The organism is Pseudomonas sp. FBCC-B35 (assembly GCF_059133755.1).
In genome coordinates this window covers 3,475,186-3,491,652 of the sequence record NZ_CP101439.1, presented here as the reverse complement: position 1 = coordinate 3,491,652, position 16,467 = coordinate 3,475,186, and the positions used below count along the sequence as shown (strand labels likewise).

The following is a 16,467-nucleotide window of genomic DNA, read 5'->3' as shown; positions in this document are numbered from 1 at the left end:
ATAAATGCTCTCTATCACCGTTCAGCCCCCGCGTTTACGGGGGTCATCGAAGGCGCTTATCACCTCGTAGGATCTTTCGATTGGACGGCTCTACGCCAGGCTTCATAGGCTGGACAAAAGCCATAGCAGGGCGAGGACTTCACCCATGAGCCAGGACCCACACATCCGCGACTACAAAGGCGCCGCTGCCGGCTGGGGCGCGCTCAAGAGCGTGACCAAAAGCTGGCTGGGCAGTGACAACGCCTTCAAGAATTTGCGAGCCATGCTCAAGACCAACCAGAATGGCGGCTTCGACTGCCCTGGTTGCGCCTGGGGCGAGTCGCCGGAAAACGACACGGTAAAGTTTTGCGAGAACGGTGCCAAGGCCGTCAACTGGGAGGCCACTGGGCGCTCGGTCGATCCGGCCTTCTTTGCCCGCTACAGCGTCAGCGCCCTGGCCGATCAGACCGATTACTGGCTGGAGTACCAGGGTCGCCTGACCCATCCCATGCGCTACGATGCAGCCACCGACCACTATGTCGAAACGAGCTGGGTAGAGGCCTTCGCGCTGATCGCCAAGCACCTGCACGCCCTGGAATCACCCGATCAGGCCGAGTTCTATACCTCGGGCCGGGCCAGCAACGAAGCAGCCTTTCTTTATCAGTTGTTCGTGCGCGCCTACGGGACCAACAACTTCCCGGATTGCTCGAACATGTGCCACGAGGCCAGCGGCGTCGGCATGGCGCAGACCTTGGGCGTGGGCAAGGGCACCGTGGTCTTTCACGACCTGGAACTGGCAGACGCCATCTTCGTCATTGGCCAGAACCCTGGCACCAACCACCCGCGCATGCTCGAACCGCTGCGCGAAGCCGTGAAGCGCGGTGCCCAGGTGGTGTGCTTCAACCCGCTCAAGGAGCGGGGTCTGGAGCGCTTCCAGCACCCGCAGCACCCGCTGGAAATGCTCAGCAATGGCTCCGAGCCTACCAATACCGCCTACTTCCGCCCGGCACTGGGCGGAGACATGGCGGTGATGCGCGGCATTGCCAAGTACCTGCTGCAATGGGAGCGCGAAGCCAAGGCCAAGGGTGAACCGGCGGTGTTCGACCATGCTTTCATTGCCGAGCACACCAGCGGCATCGAGGCCTACCTGCAGACCTTGGATGCTACACCCTGGCCTGCCCTCGTGGCGCAGTCCGGGCTGACCCAGGCCGAGATCGAGCAGGCCGCGCGCATGTACCGCAAGGCCGAACGCGTGATCATGTGCTGGGCCATGGGCGTTACCCAGCATCGTCATTCGGTGGCCATCGTGCAGGAAATCGTCAACCTGCAATTGCTGCGTGGCAATGTCGGCAAACCCGGCGCAGGGCTTTCGCCAGTGCGCGGTCACAGCAACGTGCAGGGTGATCGGACCATGGGCATCGACGAGAAGCCCAAGGCCGCCTTGCTCGATGCCTTGCAAGCTCGTTTTGAGTTTCAGGTGCCGCGCACCCATGGGCACAATGCCGTACTGGCGATCAAGGCCATGGAAGAAGGCCGGGCGAAGGTGTTCATCGGCCTTGGGGGTAATTTTGCCCAGGCCACCCCTGACACCGCGCGCACCCATGCCGCCCTGCGCAACTGCGCGCTGACCGTGCAGATTTCCACCAAGCTCAACCGCTCGCACCTGGTGACCGGTGGCGATGCGTTGATCCTGCCCTGCCTGGGCCGCACCGAAATCGACCTGCAGGCCAGCGGCCCGCAAGGCGTGACGGTCGAAGACACCTTCAGCATGGTGCACATCTCCCACGGCCAGTTGCGGCCACGTTCGCCCCACATGCGCTCCGAGCCCTGGATCATTGCCGGCATGGCCCAGGCCACCTTGGGCAAGCACCCCATCGACTGGGAACACGCAGTGGCCGATTACGCCCATATCCGTAGCTTGATTGCCGATGTGATTCCAGGCTTCGAAAACTTCAACGAACGCCTGCAGCAACCTGGGGGCTTTCACCTAGGCAACCACGCCGCCGACCGTATCTGGCGCACCGCCACCGGCAAGGCACAATTCAGCCCCAATGCGCTCCCCGCAGAACTGGTCAACGCCCAGGTGCTGGCGCGTGGCGACAAGCCAGACTTGATCTTGCAGACCTTGCGCTCCCACGACCAGTACAACACCACCCTCTACGGTCTGGATGACCGTTACCGCGGTGTGTTCGGGCTGCGCGAAGTGGTGTTCGTCAACGAGGCCGACATTCGGCGCATGGGGCTCGAGCCGGGTGAGCGCGTCGATCTGGTGTCGTTGTGGGACGACGGCGTCGAGCGTCGGGTGTCGGGTTTTCGTCTGGTGGCCTATGACGTACCGCCGGGGCAGGCTGCCGCCTATTACCCGGAAACCAACCCCCTGGTGCCGCTGGAGAGTTATGGTGAAGGGACCTATACCCCGACCTCCAAGTTCGTGGCGATCAAGGTCGAGAAGGCCAAGGCGGATAATCGCATTGCAGCGGCACTGGCGACCGACTGAGTCTGATCAGGCGACAGGGTCACCTCTGCAACCCCGCGTCAACCGCGATTCACTGGAAAAGCCGTGGTGTATTTCATCTGCTCCATGGCAAAGCTCGAGGTAATGTTCGACAACCCATCAGTACTAGTGATCAGCTTCTTGTAGAACCGGTCATACGCTGCGATATCACCCACTACCACCCGCAGCATGTAGTCCCAGTCGCCGGACATGCGGTAGCACTCCATCACCTCCTCGAACGCCGTGACCGTGGCGGCAAACTGCTCCAGCCATGCACTGTCATGACGCTGGGTCTTGACCTGCACGAACACGGTCAGGCCCAGCCCCAGCAGGTCAGGATCCAGCAGGGCCACACGACCAACGATGTAGCCTTCGTCTTCCAGGCGCTTGACCCGCTTCCAGCACGGGGTGGTGGACAGGTTGACGGCCTCGGCCAAGGCCTTGAGCGAGAGCGCGGCATCGCGCTGCAACAGGGTCAGGATGTGTCGGTCGAAGCTGTCCATAGGGGGCATGGGCCGTGGCGAAGAAGTTTTCACAGGGTACTCCAAGGTCAGGGCTTTTGCGTTGTGCGATAGTGGCAACCTTACCTCTGCCAACGAGCCCGACCATGTCCGACAAGCCGCGCCATTTCGCCACCCGAACCATTCATGCCGGCGAGCAGTTCGAAGTCGCCGACAATGCCATTTTCCCGGCCATCGTCACGGCCAGTTCGTTCATCAAGCGCGGCCTGGACGATACGCCGGACTACTCCTACAGCCGCGTAGGCAACCCCACCCGCCACGCCTACGAGACCTGTGTTGCAGCCCTGGAAGAAGGCGTCGGGGCGGTGGCCTGTGCGTCAGGCGTGAATGCCACCGCCACCGTGCTGGAACTGCTGCCCAAGGATGCCCACGTGGTGGTGATGAACGGCGTATACGGCGGCACCTTCCGTATCATGGAGGACTACCGCAGCCGTACTTCCGGCCTGACCACCACGTACGTCGATCTCAATGACCTGGAAGCCGTGGCTGCTGCCATCAAGCCCGAAACCCGGCTGATCTGGATTGAGTCACCGACCAACCCATTGTTGCACCTGGTCGATATCAAGGCCGTGTGCGACCTTGCCCGTACCCGGGGCATCCTGACCTGCATCGACAACACCTTCTGCTCACCGTGGAACCAGCGCCCGATCACCCTGGGCGTAGACCTGGTCATGCACTCGGCCAGCAAGTACATCGGTGGCCATTCCGACCTCACCGGTGGCGTGGTGGTGGCGGCCAGCGAAGACCTGCACCGGCAACTGCGCCGCATCAGCATGGCCATCGGCGCGGTGCAAGGGCCGTTCGATTGCTACCTGGCGTTGCGCGGCCTCAAGACCCTGGACGTGCGCATGGAACGCCAGTGTGCCAACGCGCTGGAAGTGGCCCGCAGGCTCGAAGGCCACCCGCAGGTCGAGCAGGTGTACTACCCAGGGCTGCAAAGCCACCCGCAGCATGACCTGTGCAAGCGCCAGATGCGCAGCGGCGGGGCCGTGGTCGCCATCAAGGTCAAGGGCGATCGGGCAGCGCTAAACCGTCTGGTCGAAGCGCTGCAGATTTTCGTACTGGCCGATTCGCTGGGCGGGGTCGAAAGCATGATCAACCATTCCTGGAGCATGTCCCACTGCTCCATGAGCCCCGAGCAGAAAGGGGCGATGGGCATCAGCGAAAACCTGTTGCGCCTGTCAGTGGGCATCGAGGCGGTTGCCGACCTGATCGATGACCTGGAAACGGCGCTGGGCGCTTTGGCCGGATAACAAGGGCAAGGCTGTACTGGCGAGGGGTTCAGCGCCAACCCGTCATGCGACCGATGATGGGCTGGCGCCAGCAAAGAGGCCGGTGATTACTTGGGCGGGTGGATGATGCGCTCGATCTTGTCCTTGATCAGCAGCCGCTCGCGGCGCAAGCGCGTGACGGCGTCGTCGTTGGTGCCGTTTTTCTCGGCGGCGACCACTTCCTTGTCCTTGGCGTTGTACTCCTTGTGCAAGCCATGCAGCGTCTGGTCCTTGTCAATGAGCGCCTGGAATGCGTCAGCGGTAACGTGCAAGTCAGCGAGCAGATCGTGCGGAACAGGCATTTCTTCACCTCTGTCAGGGGGATTGGTTAAGGTCCTGACCTCTGAGGATAGCCGCGTTTGCCTCGACGGGGGAGGCCGCGAATCCTGAACCCCTGCTGAACGACTGACAGGTCCTCATCGAAATCAGCGCTTTCACTAAATTGTTACGTTATTTTTCACAGAAAATTGATGGCCCGGTTTCTAGAGTTCGCCCTGCTTGCTCCCAGTGCCATCCGGCGCTGGTGGTCACTTCTCTTGGTTGCGAACCTGAATGCTCAACATCAAACCCCTGCGCACCGAATGGGTCACGCTGCTGGCCAGCCTGTACCTGTTGATCGGCATGAATGTTTTCCTGTGGCAGCACCTGGAGCAAGTCGTGCCCCCCGGCTTGCCCGGCCTGTGGCTGACCCTCGCGTTTGCGGTGCTGATGTTGTTCGCCTTCAACCTCATCCTTACCCTCATTGCCTTCCGCTATGTGCTCAAGCCCTTGCTGGTGCTGCTGTTCGTCAGTGGCGCGGCGGTGGCGTACTTCATGAATCGCTACGGCGTGCTGATCGACGCGGGCATGTTCGCCAACATCGCCGAAACCAACGTGGCAGAAGTGCGCGACCTGCTGTCGCTGAAGTTCGCCTTGTACATCCTTGGCCTTGGGGTGTTGCCCTCGGTGCTGCTATGGCGAGCACCGGTGGTGTACCGGCCGTGGCAGCGCGAGCTGTTCGGCAAGCTGGTGGTCACGGCGGCCTGCGTGGTAGGCCTGGGCTCGGTGGGGTTGGCCAATTATCAGGGCCTGTCGTCGCTGTTTCGCAATCATCATGAACTGCGCCTGATGCTGACCCCCAGCAATATCGTCGGTGCCTCCGTGGCGTACGTGAGCGAGCGCGTGGTCACCAGTGCACGCCCCTTTGCGCACTATGGTGAAGACGCCGCCCGCACCCCGGACTGGCAGCATCACCAGCGCAAATCCCTGACGGTGCTGGTCGTGGGTGAAAGCGCGCGCGCCGATCACTTCGGCGTGCTGGGCTACAACCGCGATACCACCCCCAGGCTTGCCGCCGAGCAGGGGTTGCTGGCGTTCTCGGACGTTCATTCCTGCGGCACTGAAACGGCTGTGTCGGTACCCTGCATGTTCTCCGGCATGCCCCGCAAAGCCTACGATGCCCGCGTTGCCAAGAACCGTGAAGGGTTGCTCGATATCCTCGAACGGGCAGGCCTGGACGTGCAGTGGCGCGACAACCAGTCCGGGTGCAAGGGCACCTGCGACCGCGTGCAGTTCATCAACATGAGCAAGCTCAAGGACCCGCAGTTCTGCGCCGAAGGCGAGTGCCACGACGAAATCCTGCTGCAGGGCCTGGGCGAGCTGATCGACCATTTGGACAAGGACACCGTGCTGGTGCTGCACCAGATGGGCAGCCACGGGCCCGACTACTTCAAACGCTACCCCAAGGCCGAGCAGCGCTTTGCCCCGGTGTGCCAGAGCAACGCCTTGGACCAGTGCAGCCAAGCGCAGATCATCAATGGCTACGACAACACCCTGGCCTACACCGACCGGGTCCTGGCCAGCCTGATCGACACCCTGCGCAGCCGGCAGGACAAGGTCGATACGGCCATGATCTACCTGTCAGACCATGGCGAATCGCTGGGCGAGTACAACCTGTTCCTGCACGGGACACCGTACGCCATCGCTCCGGAACAGCAAAAGCATGTACCGCTGCTGGCCTGGTTCTCCGACAGCTATCAACAGGACTTCGGTGTCGATACCGGTTGCCTGGCCAAGTTGAACGACGCGCCCTTGTCCCAGGACAACCTGTTCCACTCGATGCTGGGGTTGCTGCAAGTTCACACCCAGGTGTACGAGCGTTCCCTGGACCTGTTCGCCAGCTGCCGGCCCTGGCTCACCGCCAAGCGTTGAGCAGGCCGCCGGCCGGGTTGCACAGTCCATGAAATTGCACCATTGATCGACATCAAGGATGGCCCGGGTTTCACCAGCAGTGCCCGCGCCGTATATACTGCGCGCCAATGTTAGTGGGAGAGCCTTGTGGCCATCGAAATTCACTGGATCCGTGACGACCTGAGCCTGGCCGAACACTGCCGCGAATGGCGCCAATTGCCCTTTGTCGCGGTCGATACCGAATTCATGCGCGTCGACACCTTCTACCCCAAGGCAGGGCTGATCCAGATTGGCGATGGCAAGTGCGCGTTCCTGATCGACCCGCTGTTGATCGGCAACTGGCAGCCGCTGGCCGAGCTGATCGAAGACCGTAACGTGGTCAAGGTGCTGCATGCCTGCAGCGAGGACCTGGAGGTGTTGCTGCGCCTGACCGGCAAGCTGCCCCAGCCGCTGTTCGACACCCAGCTGGCCGCCGGCTACCTCAACCTGGGCTTCTCCATGGGCTATTCGCGGTTGGTGCAGGAGGTGCTGGGCATCGACCTGCCCAAAGGCGAAACCCGCTCCGACTGGCTGCAACGCCCGCTGTCCGAGACCCAGGTCAGCTATGCTGCCGAGGACGCCGTGCACCTGGCCGAGCTGTTCAGCGCCTTGCGTGCGCGCCTGTCCGACGACAAGTATGCCTGGGTGTTGGAAGACGGTGCTGAACTGGTGGCCCAGTTGCGCCGCGAGGTACAGCCCGACAGCCTGTACCGCGAGGTCAAGCTGGCGTGGAAACTGTCGCCCCAGCAATTGGCGGTGCTGCGCGCCCTGTGCGCCTGGCGCGAGCGCGAGGCCCGCCTGCGTGATGTTCCGCGCAACCGCATCCTCAAGGAGCATGCGCTGTGGCCCATTGCCAAGAGCCAGCCGACCAACCTGGCGGCCTTGGCCCGCATCGACGACATGCACCCGCGCACCTTGCGCCAGGATGGCGAAACCTTGCTGCAACTGATCAAGCACGCCGCCAGCCTGCCGGCCGAACAATGGCCCGAGCCACTGCCTGAGCCGCTGCCGATCGAAGCCTCGGGCATTCTCAAGCAACTGCGCGCCGTCGGCCAGGCCGAAGGGCAGCGGCTGGGCATCGCGCCCGAGCTGATGCTGCGCAAGAAAACCCTCGAGGCCCTGCTTAAAAGCGGTTACCCCGACGGCCCTTACACCTTGCCCGATTCGCTGCGCGGCTGGCGCCGTGAGCGGATGGGCCAGGCACTGCTGGACAGCCTGGCCGGTGCCGGAGACCCTCAATGAAACGCATCTGCTCGATCTACAAGAGCCCCCGCAAGAACGAAATGTACCTGTACGTGCTCAAGGCCGATGGCCTGCAACGCGTCCCCGAAGGCTTGCTGCCGTTCTTCGGCACGCCCCAGCACGCCTTCGACCTGGTGCTCAGCCCCGAACGCAAGCTGGCCCGCGAAGACATCACCAAGGTGCTGGAAAACCTCGACAACCAGGGGTATCACCTGCAGATGCCGCCGCCGGATGACGAGTACATCGAGCACCTGCCCGACGAGTTGCTGCACCGTAACGATCCCGCCTGATCATGCGCGTACTGATTGCCGAGCATGACCACGTCCGCTACGCCGACCTGTTGCACCAGGCGGCACCGCACCTTGACGTCCTGACCAGCGACGACTCCGCGCAACTGGCCCGGCTGGCGCCGCAGTGCCCGGTGTGGCTCGGTCAGCCCGACCTGCTGGCGAGCCTGTTGCGCCAGGGGCATCGGCCTCACTGGATGCAGTCGACCTGGGCCGGCGTGACGCCGCTGCTGGCGGCGGGACTGCCCCGCGAGTATCGCCTGACCCGCGCCGTGGGCATTTTCGGTCAGGTCATGGCCGAATACATGCTCACCTACATGCTGGGCCATGAACGGCACGTCCTGTCGCGCCTGGTCAGCCAGGTGGAGCGGCGCTGGGATGACCGCCCCGGTTGCTCGCTGCAGGGCCGCAAGGTGTTGATCGTTGGCACCGGCGACATCGGTCAGGCGGTGGCCGAGTTCCTGCGTCCGTTCGGGGTGGTGCTGTACGGTGTGGCCAGTGAGGCCCGTGAACAGCCGCCATTCGTCGAGGTAGCCGCCCTGGACGATCTCGCGCGCCTGGTGGGCCAGGTCGATTATGTGCTGAACCTGCTGCCCGACACGCCGGCCACGCACGATATCTTTGACGCGGCGATGTTCCGGCGTTTTCAGCCGACTGCTTTGTTCATCAATGCCGGACGCGGTGTGGCAGTCGTCGACGCGGACCTGGTGGATGCGCTGAAGGAGGGTCACCTGGCCGGGGCGGTGATCGATGTATGCCGCCAGGAACCGCTGCCCAGGCAGCATCCGTTCTGGACCGCCTGGGGCCTGTTGCTCACCGGACACAGCGCCGCGCCCACCACGCCTGCGGCCATGGTGCGGTTGTTTCTCGACAACCTGCAGGCGTTCGAAGCCGACCAGGCGCTGCGCGGCGAAGTGGACTTCGACCGCGGGTATTGATCGTTCGGCCTGGGCCAGAGCGCGTTGCCTGCGGGTAGCGCCTCATGGCGGCCCTTCACGCGTACCGATCTACCACGCGCCTGTGCGCGAGCATGGCTGACAAGCGGTCTGGTATTGCTGCATGCCAGGCCCTAGACTGGCGCCGCCACGGCCAGCAGCTTCATGCTGCACGCCTTAACGAACCGTTTCAGGCGCTGTCTGCTTCGGGCCCGATGCCGGACACGCGCTGCTGATCCCTTGCAGGAATTCGCGTCATGATCGCTGACAACGCCCCCTTCTGGCGGCGCAAAACCCTCGAGCAACTCAACCCGCAGGAATGGGAATCGCTGTGCGACGGTTGCGGGCTGTGCTGCCTGCAAAAGCTCGAGGACGAGGACGACAACAGTGTTTATTACACCCGCATCGCCTGCACGTTGCTCGACCTCGACACCTGCCAGTGCAGCGACTACCCCAATCGCTTTGCCCAAGTGCCCGACTGCATTCAGCTCACCCCGGGCAAGGCTGACCAGTTTCGGTGGTTGCCAGCGACCTGCGGTTACCGCCTGGTCAGCGAAGGCAAGGACCTGCCGGCCTGGCACCACCTGGTATGCGGTGACCGCCAGCAAGTGCATGAACAGCGCATATCCCAGGCCGGGCGCATGCTCAGCGAGCGTGACGTGCATGAGGACGACTGGGAAGATCACCTGATCTTTCGCGCCAGCTAAGCAGGCGCTTTACCCACTGGTGAACAAGGAGTGTCGGTATGCGTTGCCGTTTGAGTGTGCTGGTGGCCATGTTGGGATTGCTGGCGGTGGCACCGGCCTGGGCGAAAAAAGTCGATCTTGACTATCAGGTCCGGTTGTTGCCCGCGACCGGGCAAGCCGAAGTGCGCCTCACGCTTGCCGATGGCAGCGCCGTGCGCAGCCTGGACTTCGACCTGGGCAAGGCGGGGGCCTACAGCGGCTTCCAGGCAGATGGCCACTGGCAGCTTCGCGGCCAGCGCGGGGTATGGCAGCCAGCGGCTGGCAAGACCAGCCTGAGCTATCGCGTGCAGTTGAACCAGCTCCACGGTCCTGGGGTGTACAACACCCGTATGACGGCGCACTGGGCGCTGTTCCTGGGCGACCAACTGGTCCCACCCGGTCGGCTGGACCAGCAGGACGGCACGGAGTTGGTCGCCCGCCTGGCATTCGATTTGCCCGAAGGCTGGAACAGCGTCGAGACCGCCTGGCCACGTATTGGCAAGGACAAGTTCCGCATCGACAACGTCTCGCGGCTGTTTGATCGACCCACGGGCTGGATGCTGGCTGGCAACCTGGGTAGCCGCCGTGCGCGCCTGGGCGAAACCGACGTGACGGTGGCAGCGCCGGTCGGGGAAGGGATGCGCCGCCTGGACAACCTGACCTTGCTGACCTACATCTGGCCGCAACTGCAGGCCACCTTCCCAAGAAACCCGCCCAAACTGCTGGTGGTGGGCGCACGCGATCACATGTGGCGCGGGGCGATGGCAGCTCACGGCTCGCTCTACCTGCACAGTGGCCAGGCCATGGTCAGCGAGAGCGGTAGCAGCCCACTGCTGCGCGAAGTGGTCCAGTTGTTCACGCAGCTGCGTGGGCGTGAGGGCAATGACTGGTTGATCGAGAGCTTGACCGACTATTACGCCACCGAGCTCCTGCGCCGATCAGGCGGCCTGAGTGATGATCGTTACCAGGCCTGGCAGGCGCGCCTGAGCAAGCAGGGCGCAAGTGTCAAGCACCTCAAGGGGCAGCAGGCAACGCCTGCCCAAGTGGCGCGAGGGGTGATGCTGTTGCAGGCGCTGGACAAGGAGATCCGTATTCACACCCAGGCCCGGCAATCACTCGACGACGTGGCGCGAGGGCTGATGCGGCTACCGAGCGTCAGCCTCGAGGACTTCGTGCAGATCAGTGAAAACGTACTTGGGCGTCGGTCGGAGGCGTTGCAGAGCAAAGTGCTGCGTTGACGCGCTACGCAATGCCTGATGGGAGCCACGCGTTGCACAACCTTTGAAGGCCATCGGGTCCGTAAAGCGGTTCCAGCAGTACGGAATCTGAGATTCCGGAGCTGCTGCGCAGCCCGTCGCGGCCGGTCCGGCGCCCCGGCCGCCCTCAAGTCGAACGTGTGACGACTACCAATCAAACCGCAAGACGTCATGGTTACGCCTTGCCGCAGCGCCGCCACGGCAAGGCCAAAACACTGGCCAGGGCATCACACTCCAGCGACAGGGTCCTTGCCAGTCACCGTCACGCCTTCGGTGGCCGCTTTAGCACTGTCCTTCAGTGCAGTCAGCTCGTCCCCAGTACGCTTGAGGTCCGATTTCAGCTGATCGTACTGATCGCGGTGGTGCTGCAACCACGCCTTGGTAGCGCAATGCCCGGTAAAGCCGCGCACCAGCGCCAGGCCACCGACGGCCACTTTGAACAGCCCTACGATACCGCCCTGGCTCAGCCCTTTGCCCACCAGCAAAGCACCACCGGCCAACGACGTGGCGCGTTCGATGCCATGGACGTTCTTTTCCTGCAACGGTGCATCAGCGTGATTATCAAGCATTGGTAAGCCCTCTTCGTGATGTGTAAGCAGCTGACCTGCCGGCGGCGGGCGGCGTTCACTCCATGTGCCAGGCGAGCCTCCTGGCGGTCATGACAGCGCACGCATCACTTGAATTTCGGGCCTGAGCGGGTGTTCAGGCCCTTGGCCAGGCGGTCGTACAGCACCACGTTCACCGTCGCCGCTAGGTTCATGCAACCGGTAGTGGGGATGTAGATGGTTTCCTCGCACCAGGCCCTGACGTCGGGGCTAAGGCTGCCGTCTTCGGGGCCGAAGATGTAGATGGCCCGGTCCGGGTGGGTATAGTCGGGCAGGGGGCGGGCGCCTTCGACCAGCTCCACCGCCACCGGGGTGCAGCCCAGCGGGATGATGCGTTGCAGGTCATCGATGCCGATCAGCGGAATGTCGTAGTGCACGCGCTTGGTGTCGGTCACGAAGTCCCGCGCGCGTTCGTACCGCTTGCCGGTATAGAACACCGAGTTTACCCCGTAGCAGCCGGCCGCACGCATCACCGAGCCTACGTTTTCGGCCGACTTGGGGTTGAACAGGCCGATGCAACTGTATCGTTTGTTAGCCACGAACCGGGGCCCTTCGCAAAAAAGACGCGATTATACGGGTTGCCCGGTCATAGCGGGGGCTACCGGTCAGTCCTTCTTCAGCATGCCTGCCAGCGCCGCGAACGGGTTGTGGGTGGCCTTGGCAATGCTAGGGGTGCTGGTAGAGCCTTCGCTGAAGTATTGCTGATCGGTGTAGCGCGAGTGTTCGTTGTCGTGGCAGTAGAGGCACAGCAGCTCCCAGTTGGAGCCGTCCTGCGGGTTGTTGTCGTGGTTGTGGTCGCGGTGATGCACGGTCAGCTCGCTCAGGCGCTTGCCGGCGAACTCGCGTGCGCAGCGCCCGCATACATGCGGGTACATCCTCAGGGCCTTGTCGCGGTAGCCCATTTCCTTGTCGCGCTTGGCATCGGCGAGAATGCGGTCCAGGCGCGCAGTGGCGGCGGAAGTAGAGGAGGTCATGGTGTTTCCTTCGTTCTGATCAGGCAAATGACGGTTATGCCGTCGAGTCTAGCGCGGCTGCATGATCGGCGCACAGGCGAAAAATGTCATATGGGCGTAGCCTGTAGGAAGGTTCTGAACAGGAGGTTGCCGATGCTTGCTGCGATTCTCGCCGTTGTCCTGGCGGCAGGCGTGCCTGCGGCTCACGCTGCCAGCACGCCACCCCGGTTGACCACACCTGTACCCGGCGCGCCGGGCACGCCTACACCCACGCCGTATCCGCAGATCACCCCAAGCAGCCCGCCCAAGGCCACCGGCACCTCCCAAGGGGCACCTTTGCTACCGCCAATGCCAGTGCCTGGCCCGCCAAAGGACCAGCCTTTACCAGGGTTGCGGCAGGATGCAGAGAAACCGGTGCGGGACACGGAGTGAGCGAAGGCGGCTGTCCTAGCGTTGCCGATAGCGCCACAACCGAACACGAACGCCAAGGCCGCTGGGGCCGCCTCACACACACAAACAGCTCGAAACCTCAGGCAACCCCCAGCTCACCCAGCACAAACCCGTACTCCAGGGCTACATCCTTCAACCCCTGGTAACGCCCGCTCATACCCCCGTGTCCGGCACCCATTTCGGTCTTGAGCAGCAGCAAGTTGTCATCGGTCTTGCGCGTACGCAGGCGGGCGACCCACTTGGCCGCTTCCCAGTACTGCACCCGGCTGTCGTTGTAGCCGGCCACCACCAACATCGCCGGGTAAGGCTGGGCTTTCACGTTCTCATACGGCGCATAGGCCTTGATGCGCTCATACACCTCAGGTACCTCGGGATTGCCCCATTCGTCATACTCGGTCACCGTCAACGGCAGCTCAGGGTCGAGCATGGTGTTGAGGACATCCACGAACGGCACCTCGGCGATGGCACAGCGAAACAGCTCGGGACGCAGGTTCAACACGGCGCCGATCAGCAGCCCGCCAGCGCTGCCCCCGCTGATGGCCAGGGTGGCGGGGGACGTCACGCCCTCGTTGATCAGGTGTTCGGCGCATGCGATGAAGTCGCTGAAGGTATTGCACTTGTGCTCCTGCTTGCCGGCACGGTACCAGGCCTCGCCCAGCTCGCCGCCGCCGCGCACATGGGCAATGGCAAACGCCACGCCACGTTCCAGCAGGCTCAGCCGCGCATGGGAGAACCACGGGTCCAGGCTCTCGCCATAAGCGCCGTATCCGTACAGGTAGAGCGGTGTCGTGCGGCCCCCATCCTGACGCCGTCGCACCAGGCTGATCGGTACCTGGGTGCCATCTGCGGCGGTGGCCCACAGGCGTTCGCTGACATAAGCGTCGGCATCGAAGGGCCCCAGCACCGGCGTCTGCTTGAGCACTTCCTGCGCGCCAGTGGCCAGCGCCAGCTGCCGCACCTGGGCCGGCCGGTTCAGCGCCTCGTAGCGCAAGCGTATCCGAGGACTGTCGAATTCCAGGCTGTCCTGCACGTACAGGCTATAGGCGGCGTCGGGTAAAGCCACCCGGTAGGGCGCCAGCCCCTGTGGGCGCACTTCGATGATCGGCAGCCCGCCGTCACGCAGACTCAGGGTCAACGCGCTGGCATTGAGGCTCAGCCCTTCGAGCATGATGTCATCGCGATGGCCTACCAACAGCTGCCACTGGGCGTGGCTAGGCACGGGGTCGACTGGGGCGTGATACAAGGCGAAGTTGATGCCGTCCTGGTTGGTGCGGATGAACCATCGCCACTGCCCATCGAGCAGGCCATGATCGGGGAAGTATTCATGGCTTTCCACGCGCGGTGCCAGGCAGGTGAACGGCGCTTGCGGCGTGGCCGCGTCCAGCACCCAGGCTTCGCTAGTGGTCTTGCTGTTGAGCAGCAGCACCAATTGGCGTTCGGAACTGGTGCGGTAACAGTGCAGGAAGAACCGGCCATCGGGCTCCTCGAACACCCGCTGGGCACCGTCCTGACCCAACGTATGCCGGTACAGCCGCCAAGGGCGATGGGTATCGTCGAGTTCGGCGAAGAACAGCGTGCGGCTGTCATTGGCCCAGGTCAGACTGCCATCGCAGCCGTCGAAGGGCAGGGTGGTTACATCGCCTGTGGCCAGATCCTTGACGTACAAGGTGTAGATTTCGTCCCCGCTGGTGTCCAGGCTATAGGCCAACAGGCGATGGTCGGGACTAACGTTGAACGCCCCCAGCGAAAGAAAGCCGCCGCCTGCCAGGGCGTTGGGGTCCAGCAACAGTTGCTCCTGGCCTTCATCGACCGTGTTGGAATCATCGCCAGGGCGTGGGCAGCGGTAATGGCGGGGGTATTCATCGCCAGCGGTGGTACGGGTGTAGTACAGGTAGGGCCCCCATGGCGAAGGCAGGGACAGATCGGTTTCCTGGATGCGGCCCTTGATCTCCTCGAACAACTGCTCGCGCAACGGGGCCTGATGAGCCAGACAGGCTTGCTGGTAGGCGTTTTCCGCTTCGAGGTAGGCCAGTACCTGGGGCTCGTCACGCTGTTGCAGCCACGCATAGGGGTCGGTCGCGTCGTCGGCTCTGGCCAGGGGCGGCAAGTGGGTGCTTGGCATCGAATTTCTCTCGGTTCTTGAAGGGCGCTGCCGGCAGCTTCGTTGGCGTGCCGGTACAGGCAAACACTGTTTGCGCCAGGAAATGTGTTTATCATAGGCACCTCTTTGCCTGGCTTGCACGATTACCATGATCGAGAACGACTACACCCTGGCCTGGGGCCTCTACGCCGTGGCCGCCTTGGGCTGCCTTCTGGTGGGCTTCAAGCTCACCGGCTGGATGTGGCGCTGGCTGCGCGAACCACTGCGCGTCGTGCTGGCGGTGCTGCTGCTTACGCCGACCGTGGTCGACCCAGTCAAGGACAGCTTCGCTCCGGCCATTGCCATCACGGTGCTGGACGTCGCCTTCAAAGTGGGCAACAACGCCTGGCGCGCAGTATCGGACTTTGCCATGTACGGCATGATCGCCTTCGTGCTGTATTTCCTGTTCGTGCTGGTGCGCTGGCCGCTGGAGAAACGCGCCCGCGAGCGCCGCCTGCGTGCCCAAGCCGCCGCCCAGCGCGAGGCCGCCGAAGCGCAGGCGCTGGCGCCTGGGGAGGCCTTGGCCGCGGAACGCAGCGATCGTTACCGTGACGACCCGCCTGCGCTGCCTGCCGGCGCTGGCCGGGTCGAGCCCCGCCTGTAAACGGAGACACCGCCATGTGCGAACTGCTGGGCATGAGTGCTAACGTCCCCACCGACATCGTCTTCAGCTTCACCGGCCTGATCCAACGCGGCGGGCGCACCGGCCCGCACCGTGACGGCTGGGGCATCGGCTTTTACGAAGGGCGCGGCCTGCGCCTGTTCCAGGACCCTGCCGCCAGCAGCGAGTCCGAAGTGGCCAACCTGGTAAGACGCTACCCGATCAAGAGCGAAGTGGTGATCGGGCACATCCGCCAGGCCAATGTCGGCAAGGTCTGCCTGGCCAACACCCACCCCTTCATGCGCGAGATGTGGGGGCGCAACTGGTGCTTTGCCCACAACGGCCAACTGGGTGATTTCACCGGTTCCACAAGCTTTTACCAGCCCATTGGCGATACCGACAGCGAGGCGGCGTTTTGTGACCTGCTCAATCGCATCCGCGGCGCCTTCCCGGAGCCGGTGCCGGTGGAACAGCTACTGCCGGTGCTGGTCGAAGCCTGTGCCGGTTATCGCGCCCGCGGCGTGTTCAACTGCATGCTCAGCGATGGCGACTGGCTGTTCTGCTTCTGTTCGACGAAACTGGTCCACATTACCCGCCGCGCGCCGTTTGGCGCGGCACGGCTGAAGGATGTAGACCTGATCGTCGATTTCCATACCCAAACCACCCCCAACGACGTGGTCACGGTGATCGCCACCGAGGCCTTGACCGAGAACGAAACCTGGAACCGCTACGCGCCAGGTCAGTGGGCCCTGTGGCGGCACGGCGAGTGCACCGCGCACGGACAAAGCTAAGGATGCTGC

At 63.4% G+C, this 16,467-nt stretch carries 17 protein-coding genes; 11 read left to right on the top strand and 6 right to left on the bottom strand.

Annotation, left to right across the window (positions count from 1 at the left end; all coding sequences use genetic code 11):
* Nucleotides 1-145: 145 nt before the first annotated feature.
* Nucleotides 146-2,476, top strand: coding sequence for an FdhF/YdeP family oxidoreductase (locus NMB38_RS15840; RefSeq protein ID WP_494354833.1), 2,331 nt, complete (start codon nt 146-148; stop codon nt 2,474-2,476).
* A gap of 38 nt (nt 2,477-2,514) precedes the next feature.
* On the opposite strand, the gene NMB38_RS15835 is transcribed toward NMB38_RS15840, so the two are convergent.
* Nucleotides 2,515-2,976 carry an Lrp/AsnC family transcriptional regulator gene (locus tag NMB38_RS15835; RefSeq protein ID WP_027915813.1) on the bottom strand — a complete coding sequence of 154 codons (462 nt, stop codon included), beginning with the start codon at nt 2,974-2,976 and terminating at the stop codon, nt 2,515-2,517.
* Nucleotides 2,977-3,080: 104 nt separating this feature from the next.
* On the opposite strand from NMB38_RS15835, the gene NMB38_RS15830 reads away from it, so the two are divergent.
* Nucleotides 3,081-4,247, top strand: coding sequence for a trans-sulfuration enzyme family protein (locus tag NMB38_RS15830; protein WP_494354832.1), 1,167 nt, complete (start codon nt 3,081-3,083; stop codon nt 4,245-4,247).
* A gap of 86 nt (nt 4,248-4,333) precedes the next feature.
* On the opposite strand, the gene NMB38_RS15825 is transcribed toward NMB38_RS15830, so the two are convergent.
* The gene (locus NMB38_RS15825) at nt 4,334-4,567 is read right to left on the bottom strand and encodes an HP1242/YdcH family protein (protein WP_027915815.1); all 234 of its coding nucleotides are present in this window, start codon (nt 4,565-4,567) and stop codon (nt 4,334-4,336) included.
* Between the two features lie 250 nt (nt 4,568-4,817).
* On the opposite strand from NMB38_RS15825, the gene NMB38_RS15820 reads away from it, so the two are divergent.
* The 6 genes from NMB38_RS15820 to NMB38_RS15795 all read left to right on the top strand — a co-directional run bounded on the left by NMB38_RS15820 (nt 4,818) and on the right by NMB38_RS15795 (nt 10,900).
* Nucleotides 4,818-6,455 carry a phosphoethanolamine transferase gene (locus NMB38_RS15820; protein ID WP_236166066.1) on the top strand — a complete coding sequence of 546 codons (1,638 nt, stop codon included), beginning with the start codon at nt 4,818-4,820 and terminating at the stop codon, nt 6,453-6,455.
* 126 nt (nt 6,456-6,581) lie between these two features.
* Nucleotides 6,582-7,715, top strand: coding sequence for a ribonuclease D (gene rnd / locus NMB38_RS15815; RefSeq protein ID WP_111475264.1), 1,134 nt, complete (start codon nt 6,582-6,584; stop codon nt 7,713-7,715).
* On the top strand, nt 7,712-8,005 hold the full coding sequence (locus NMB38_RS15810; RefSeq protein WP_023534892.1) for a YcgL domain-containing protein: 294 nt from the start codon (nt 7,712-7,714) through the stop codon (nt 8,003-8,005). The genes rnd and NMB38_RS15810 overlap by 4 nt, the downstream gene beginning before the upstream one ends.
* Nucleotides 8,006-8,007: 2 nt before the next feature.
* The gene (locus NMB38_RS15805) at nt 8,008-8,940 is read left to right on the top strand and encodes a D-2-hydroxyacid dehydrogenase (protein WP_027915818.1); all 933 of its coding nucleotides are present in this window, start codon (nt 8,008-8,010) and stop codon (nt 8,938-8,940) included.
* A 254-nt stretch (nt 8,941-9,194) separates the two neighbouring features.
* Complete coding sequence (locus NMB38_RS15800; protein ID WP_023534903.1) at nt 9,195-9,644, top strand: YcgN family cysteine cluster protein; 450 nt, start codon at nt 9,195-9,197, stop codon at nt 9,642-9,644.
* 38 nt (nt 9,645-9,682) lie between these two features.
* Nucleotides 9,683-10,900, top strand: coding sequence for a hypothetical protein (locus NMB38_RS15795; protein ID WP_206406061.1), 1,218 nt, complete (start codon nt 9,683-9,685; stop codon nt 10,898-10,900).
* Between the two features lie 245 nt (nt 10,901-11,145).
* Here NMB38_RS15795 and NMB38_RS15790 read toward each other — a convergent pair whose 3' ends face one another.
* From NMB38_RS15790 to NMB38_RS15780, 3 genes are all read right to left on the bottom strand, one after another.
* Nucleotides 11,146-11,487, bottom strand: coding sequence for a YgaP family membrane protein (locus NMB38_RS15790; RefSeq protein ID WP_027915821.1), 342 nt, complete (start codon nt 11,485-11,487; stop codon nt 11,146-11,148).
* A 104-nt stretch (nt 11,488-11,591) separates the two neighbouring features.
* Nucleotides 11,592-12,062: an RNA methyltransferase gene (locus NMB38_RS15785; RefSeq protein ID WP_028686833.1), complete on the bottom strand. Its 471-nt coding sequence runs from the start codon at nt 12,060-12,062 to the stop codon at nt 11,592-11,594.
* A 66-nt stretch (nt 12,063-12,128) separates the two neighbouring features.
* Nucleotides 12,129-12,497: a YajD family HNH nuclease gene (locus NMB38_RS15780; protein ID WP_023534919.1), complete on the bottom strand. Its 369-nt coding sequence runs from the start codon at nt 12,495-12,497 to the stop codon at nt 12,129-12,131.
* A 132-nt stretch (nt 12,498-12,629) separates the two neighbouring features.
* Between NMB38_RS15780 and NMB38_RS15775 the strand changes: the two genes are divergently transcribed.
* A complete protein-coding gene (locus NMB38_RS15775; RefSeq protein ID WP_082693192.1) occupies nt 12,630-12,908 on the top strand; it encodes a hypothetical protein in 279 nt (92 codons plus the stop codon).
* Between the two features lie 97 nt (nt 12,909-13,005).
* On the opposite strand, the gene NMB38_RS15770 is transcribed toward NMB38_RS15775, so the two are convergent.
* Nucleotides 13,006-15,048: a S9 family peptidase gene (locus tag NMB38_RS15770; protein WP_494354831.1), complete on the bottom strand. Its 2,043-nt coding sequence runs from the start codon at nt 15,046-15,048 to the stop codon at nt 13,006-13,008.
* Nucleotides 15,049-15,175: 127 nt separating this feature from the next.
* On the opposite strand from NMB38_RS15770, the gene NMB38_RS15765 reads away from it, so the two are divergent.
* Both NMB38_RS15765 and NMB38_RS15760 read left to right on the top strand, forming a co-directional pair.
* On the top strand, nt 15,176-15,670 hold the full coding sequence (locus tag NMB38_RS15765) for a hypothetical protein (RefSeq protein WP_027915824.1): 495 nt from the start codon (nt 15,176-15,178) through the stop codon (nt 15,668-15,670).
* 14 nt (nt 15,671-15,684) lie between these two features.
* Nucleotides 15,685-16,458: a class II glutamine amidotransferase gene (locus NMB38_RS15760; RefSeq protein ID WP_023534887.1), complete on the top strand. Its 774-nt coding sequence runs from the start codon at nt 15,685-15,687 to the stop codon at nt 16,456-16,458.
* The last annotated feature ends 9 nt before the right edge of the window (nt 16,459-16,467 follow it).

Coding starts and splice junctions, on each gene's coding strand:
- NMB38_RS15825 (WP_027915815.1), bottom strand. CDS start 4,567: ATGCCTGTTCCGCACGATCTGCTCGCTGACTTGCACGTTACCGCTGAC.
- NMB38_RS15775 (WP_082693192.1), top strand. CDS start 12,630: ATGCTTGCTGCGATTCTCGCCGTTGTCCTGGCGGCAGGCGTGCCTGCG.
- NMB38_RS15765 (WP_027915824.1), top strand. CDS start 15,176: ATGATCGAGAACGACTACACCCTGGCCTGGGGCCTCTACGCCGTGGCC.
- NMB38_RS15795 (WP_206406061.1), top strand. CDS start 9,683: ATGCGTTGCCGTTTGAGTGTGCTGGTGGCCATGTTGGGATTGCTGGCG.
- NMB38_RS15830 (WP_494354832.1), top strand. CDS start 3,081: ATGTCCGACAAGCCGCGCCATTTCGCCACCCGAACCATTCATGCCGGC.
- NMB38_RS15800 (WP_023534903.1), top strand. CDS start 9,195: ATGATCGCTGACAACGCCCCCTTCTGGCGGCGCAAAACCCTCGAGCAA.
- NMB38_RS15820 (WP_236166066.1), top strand. CDS start 4,818: ATGCTCAACATCAAACCCCTGCGCACCGAATGGGTCACGCTGCTGGCC.
- NMB38_RS15760 (WP_023534887.1), top strand. CDS start 15,685: ATGTGCGAACTGCTGGGCATGAGTGCTAACGTCCCCACCGACATCGTC.
- NMB38_RS15790 (WP_027915821.1), bottom strand. CDS start 11,487: ATGCTTGATAATCACGCTGATGCACCGTTGCAGGAAAAGAACGTCCAT.
- NMB38_RS15770 (WP_494354831.1), bottom strand. CDS start 15,048: ATGCCAAGCACCCACTTGCCGCCCCTGGCCAGAGCCGACGACGCGACC.
- NMB38_RS15810 (WP_023534892.1), top strand. CDS start 7,712: ATGAAACGCATCTGCTCGATCTACAAGAGCCCCCGCAAGAACGAAATG.
- NMB38_RS15835 (WP_027915813.1), bottom strand. CDS start 2,976: ATGGACAGCTTCGACCGACACATCCTGACCCTGTTGCAGCGCGATGCC.
- NMB38_RS15840 (WP_494354833.1), top strand. CDS start 146: ATGAGCCAGGACCCACACATCCGCGACTACAAAGGCGCCGCTGCCGGC.
- NMB38_RS15805 (WP_027915818.1), top strand. CDS start 8,008: ATGCGCGTACTGATTGCCGAGCATGACCACGTCCGCTACGCCGACCTG.
- NMB38_RS15780 (WP_023534919.1), bottom strand. CDS start 12,497: ATGACCTCCTCTACTTCCGCCGCCACTGCGCGCCTGGACCGCATTCTC.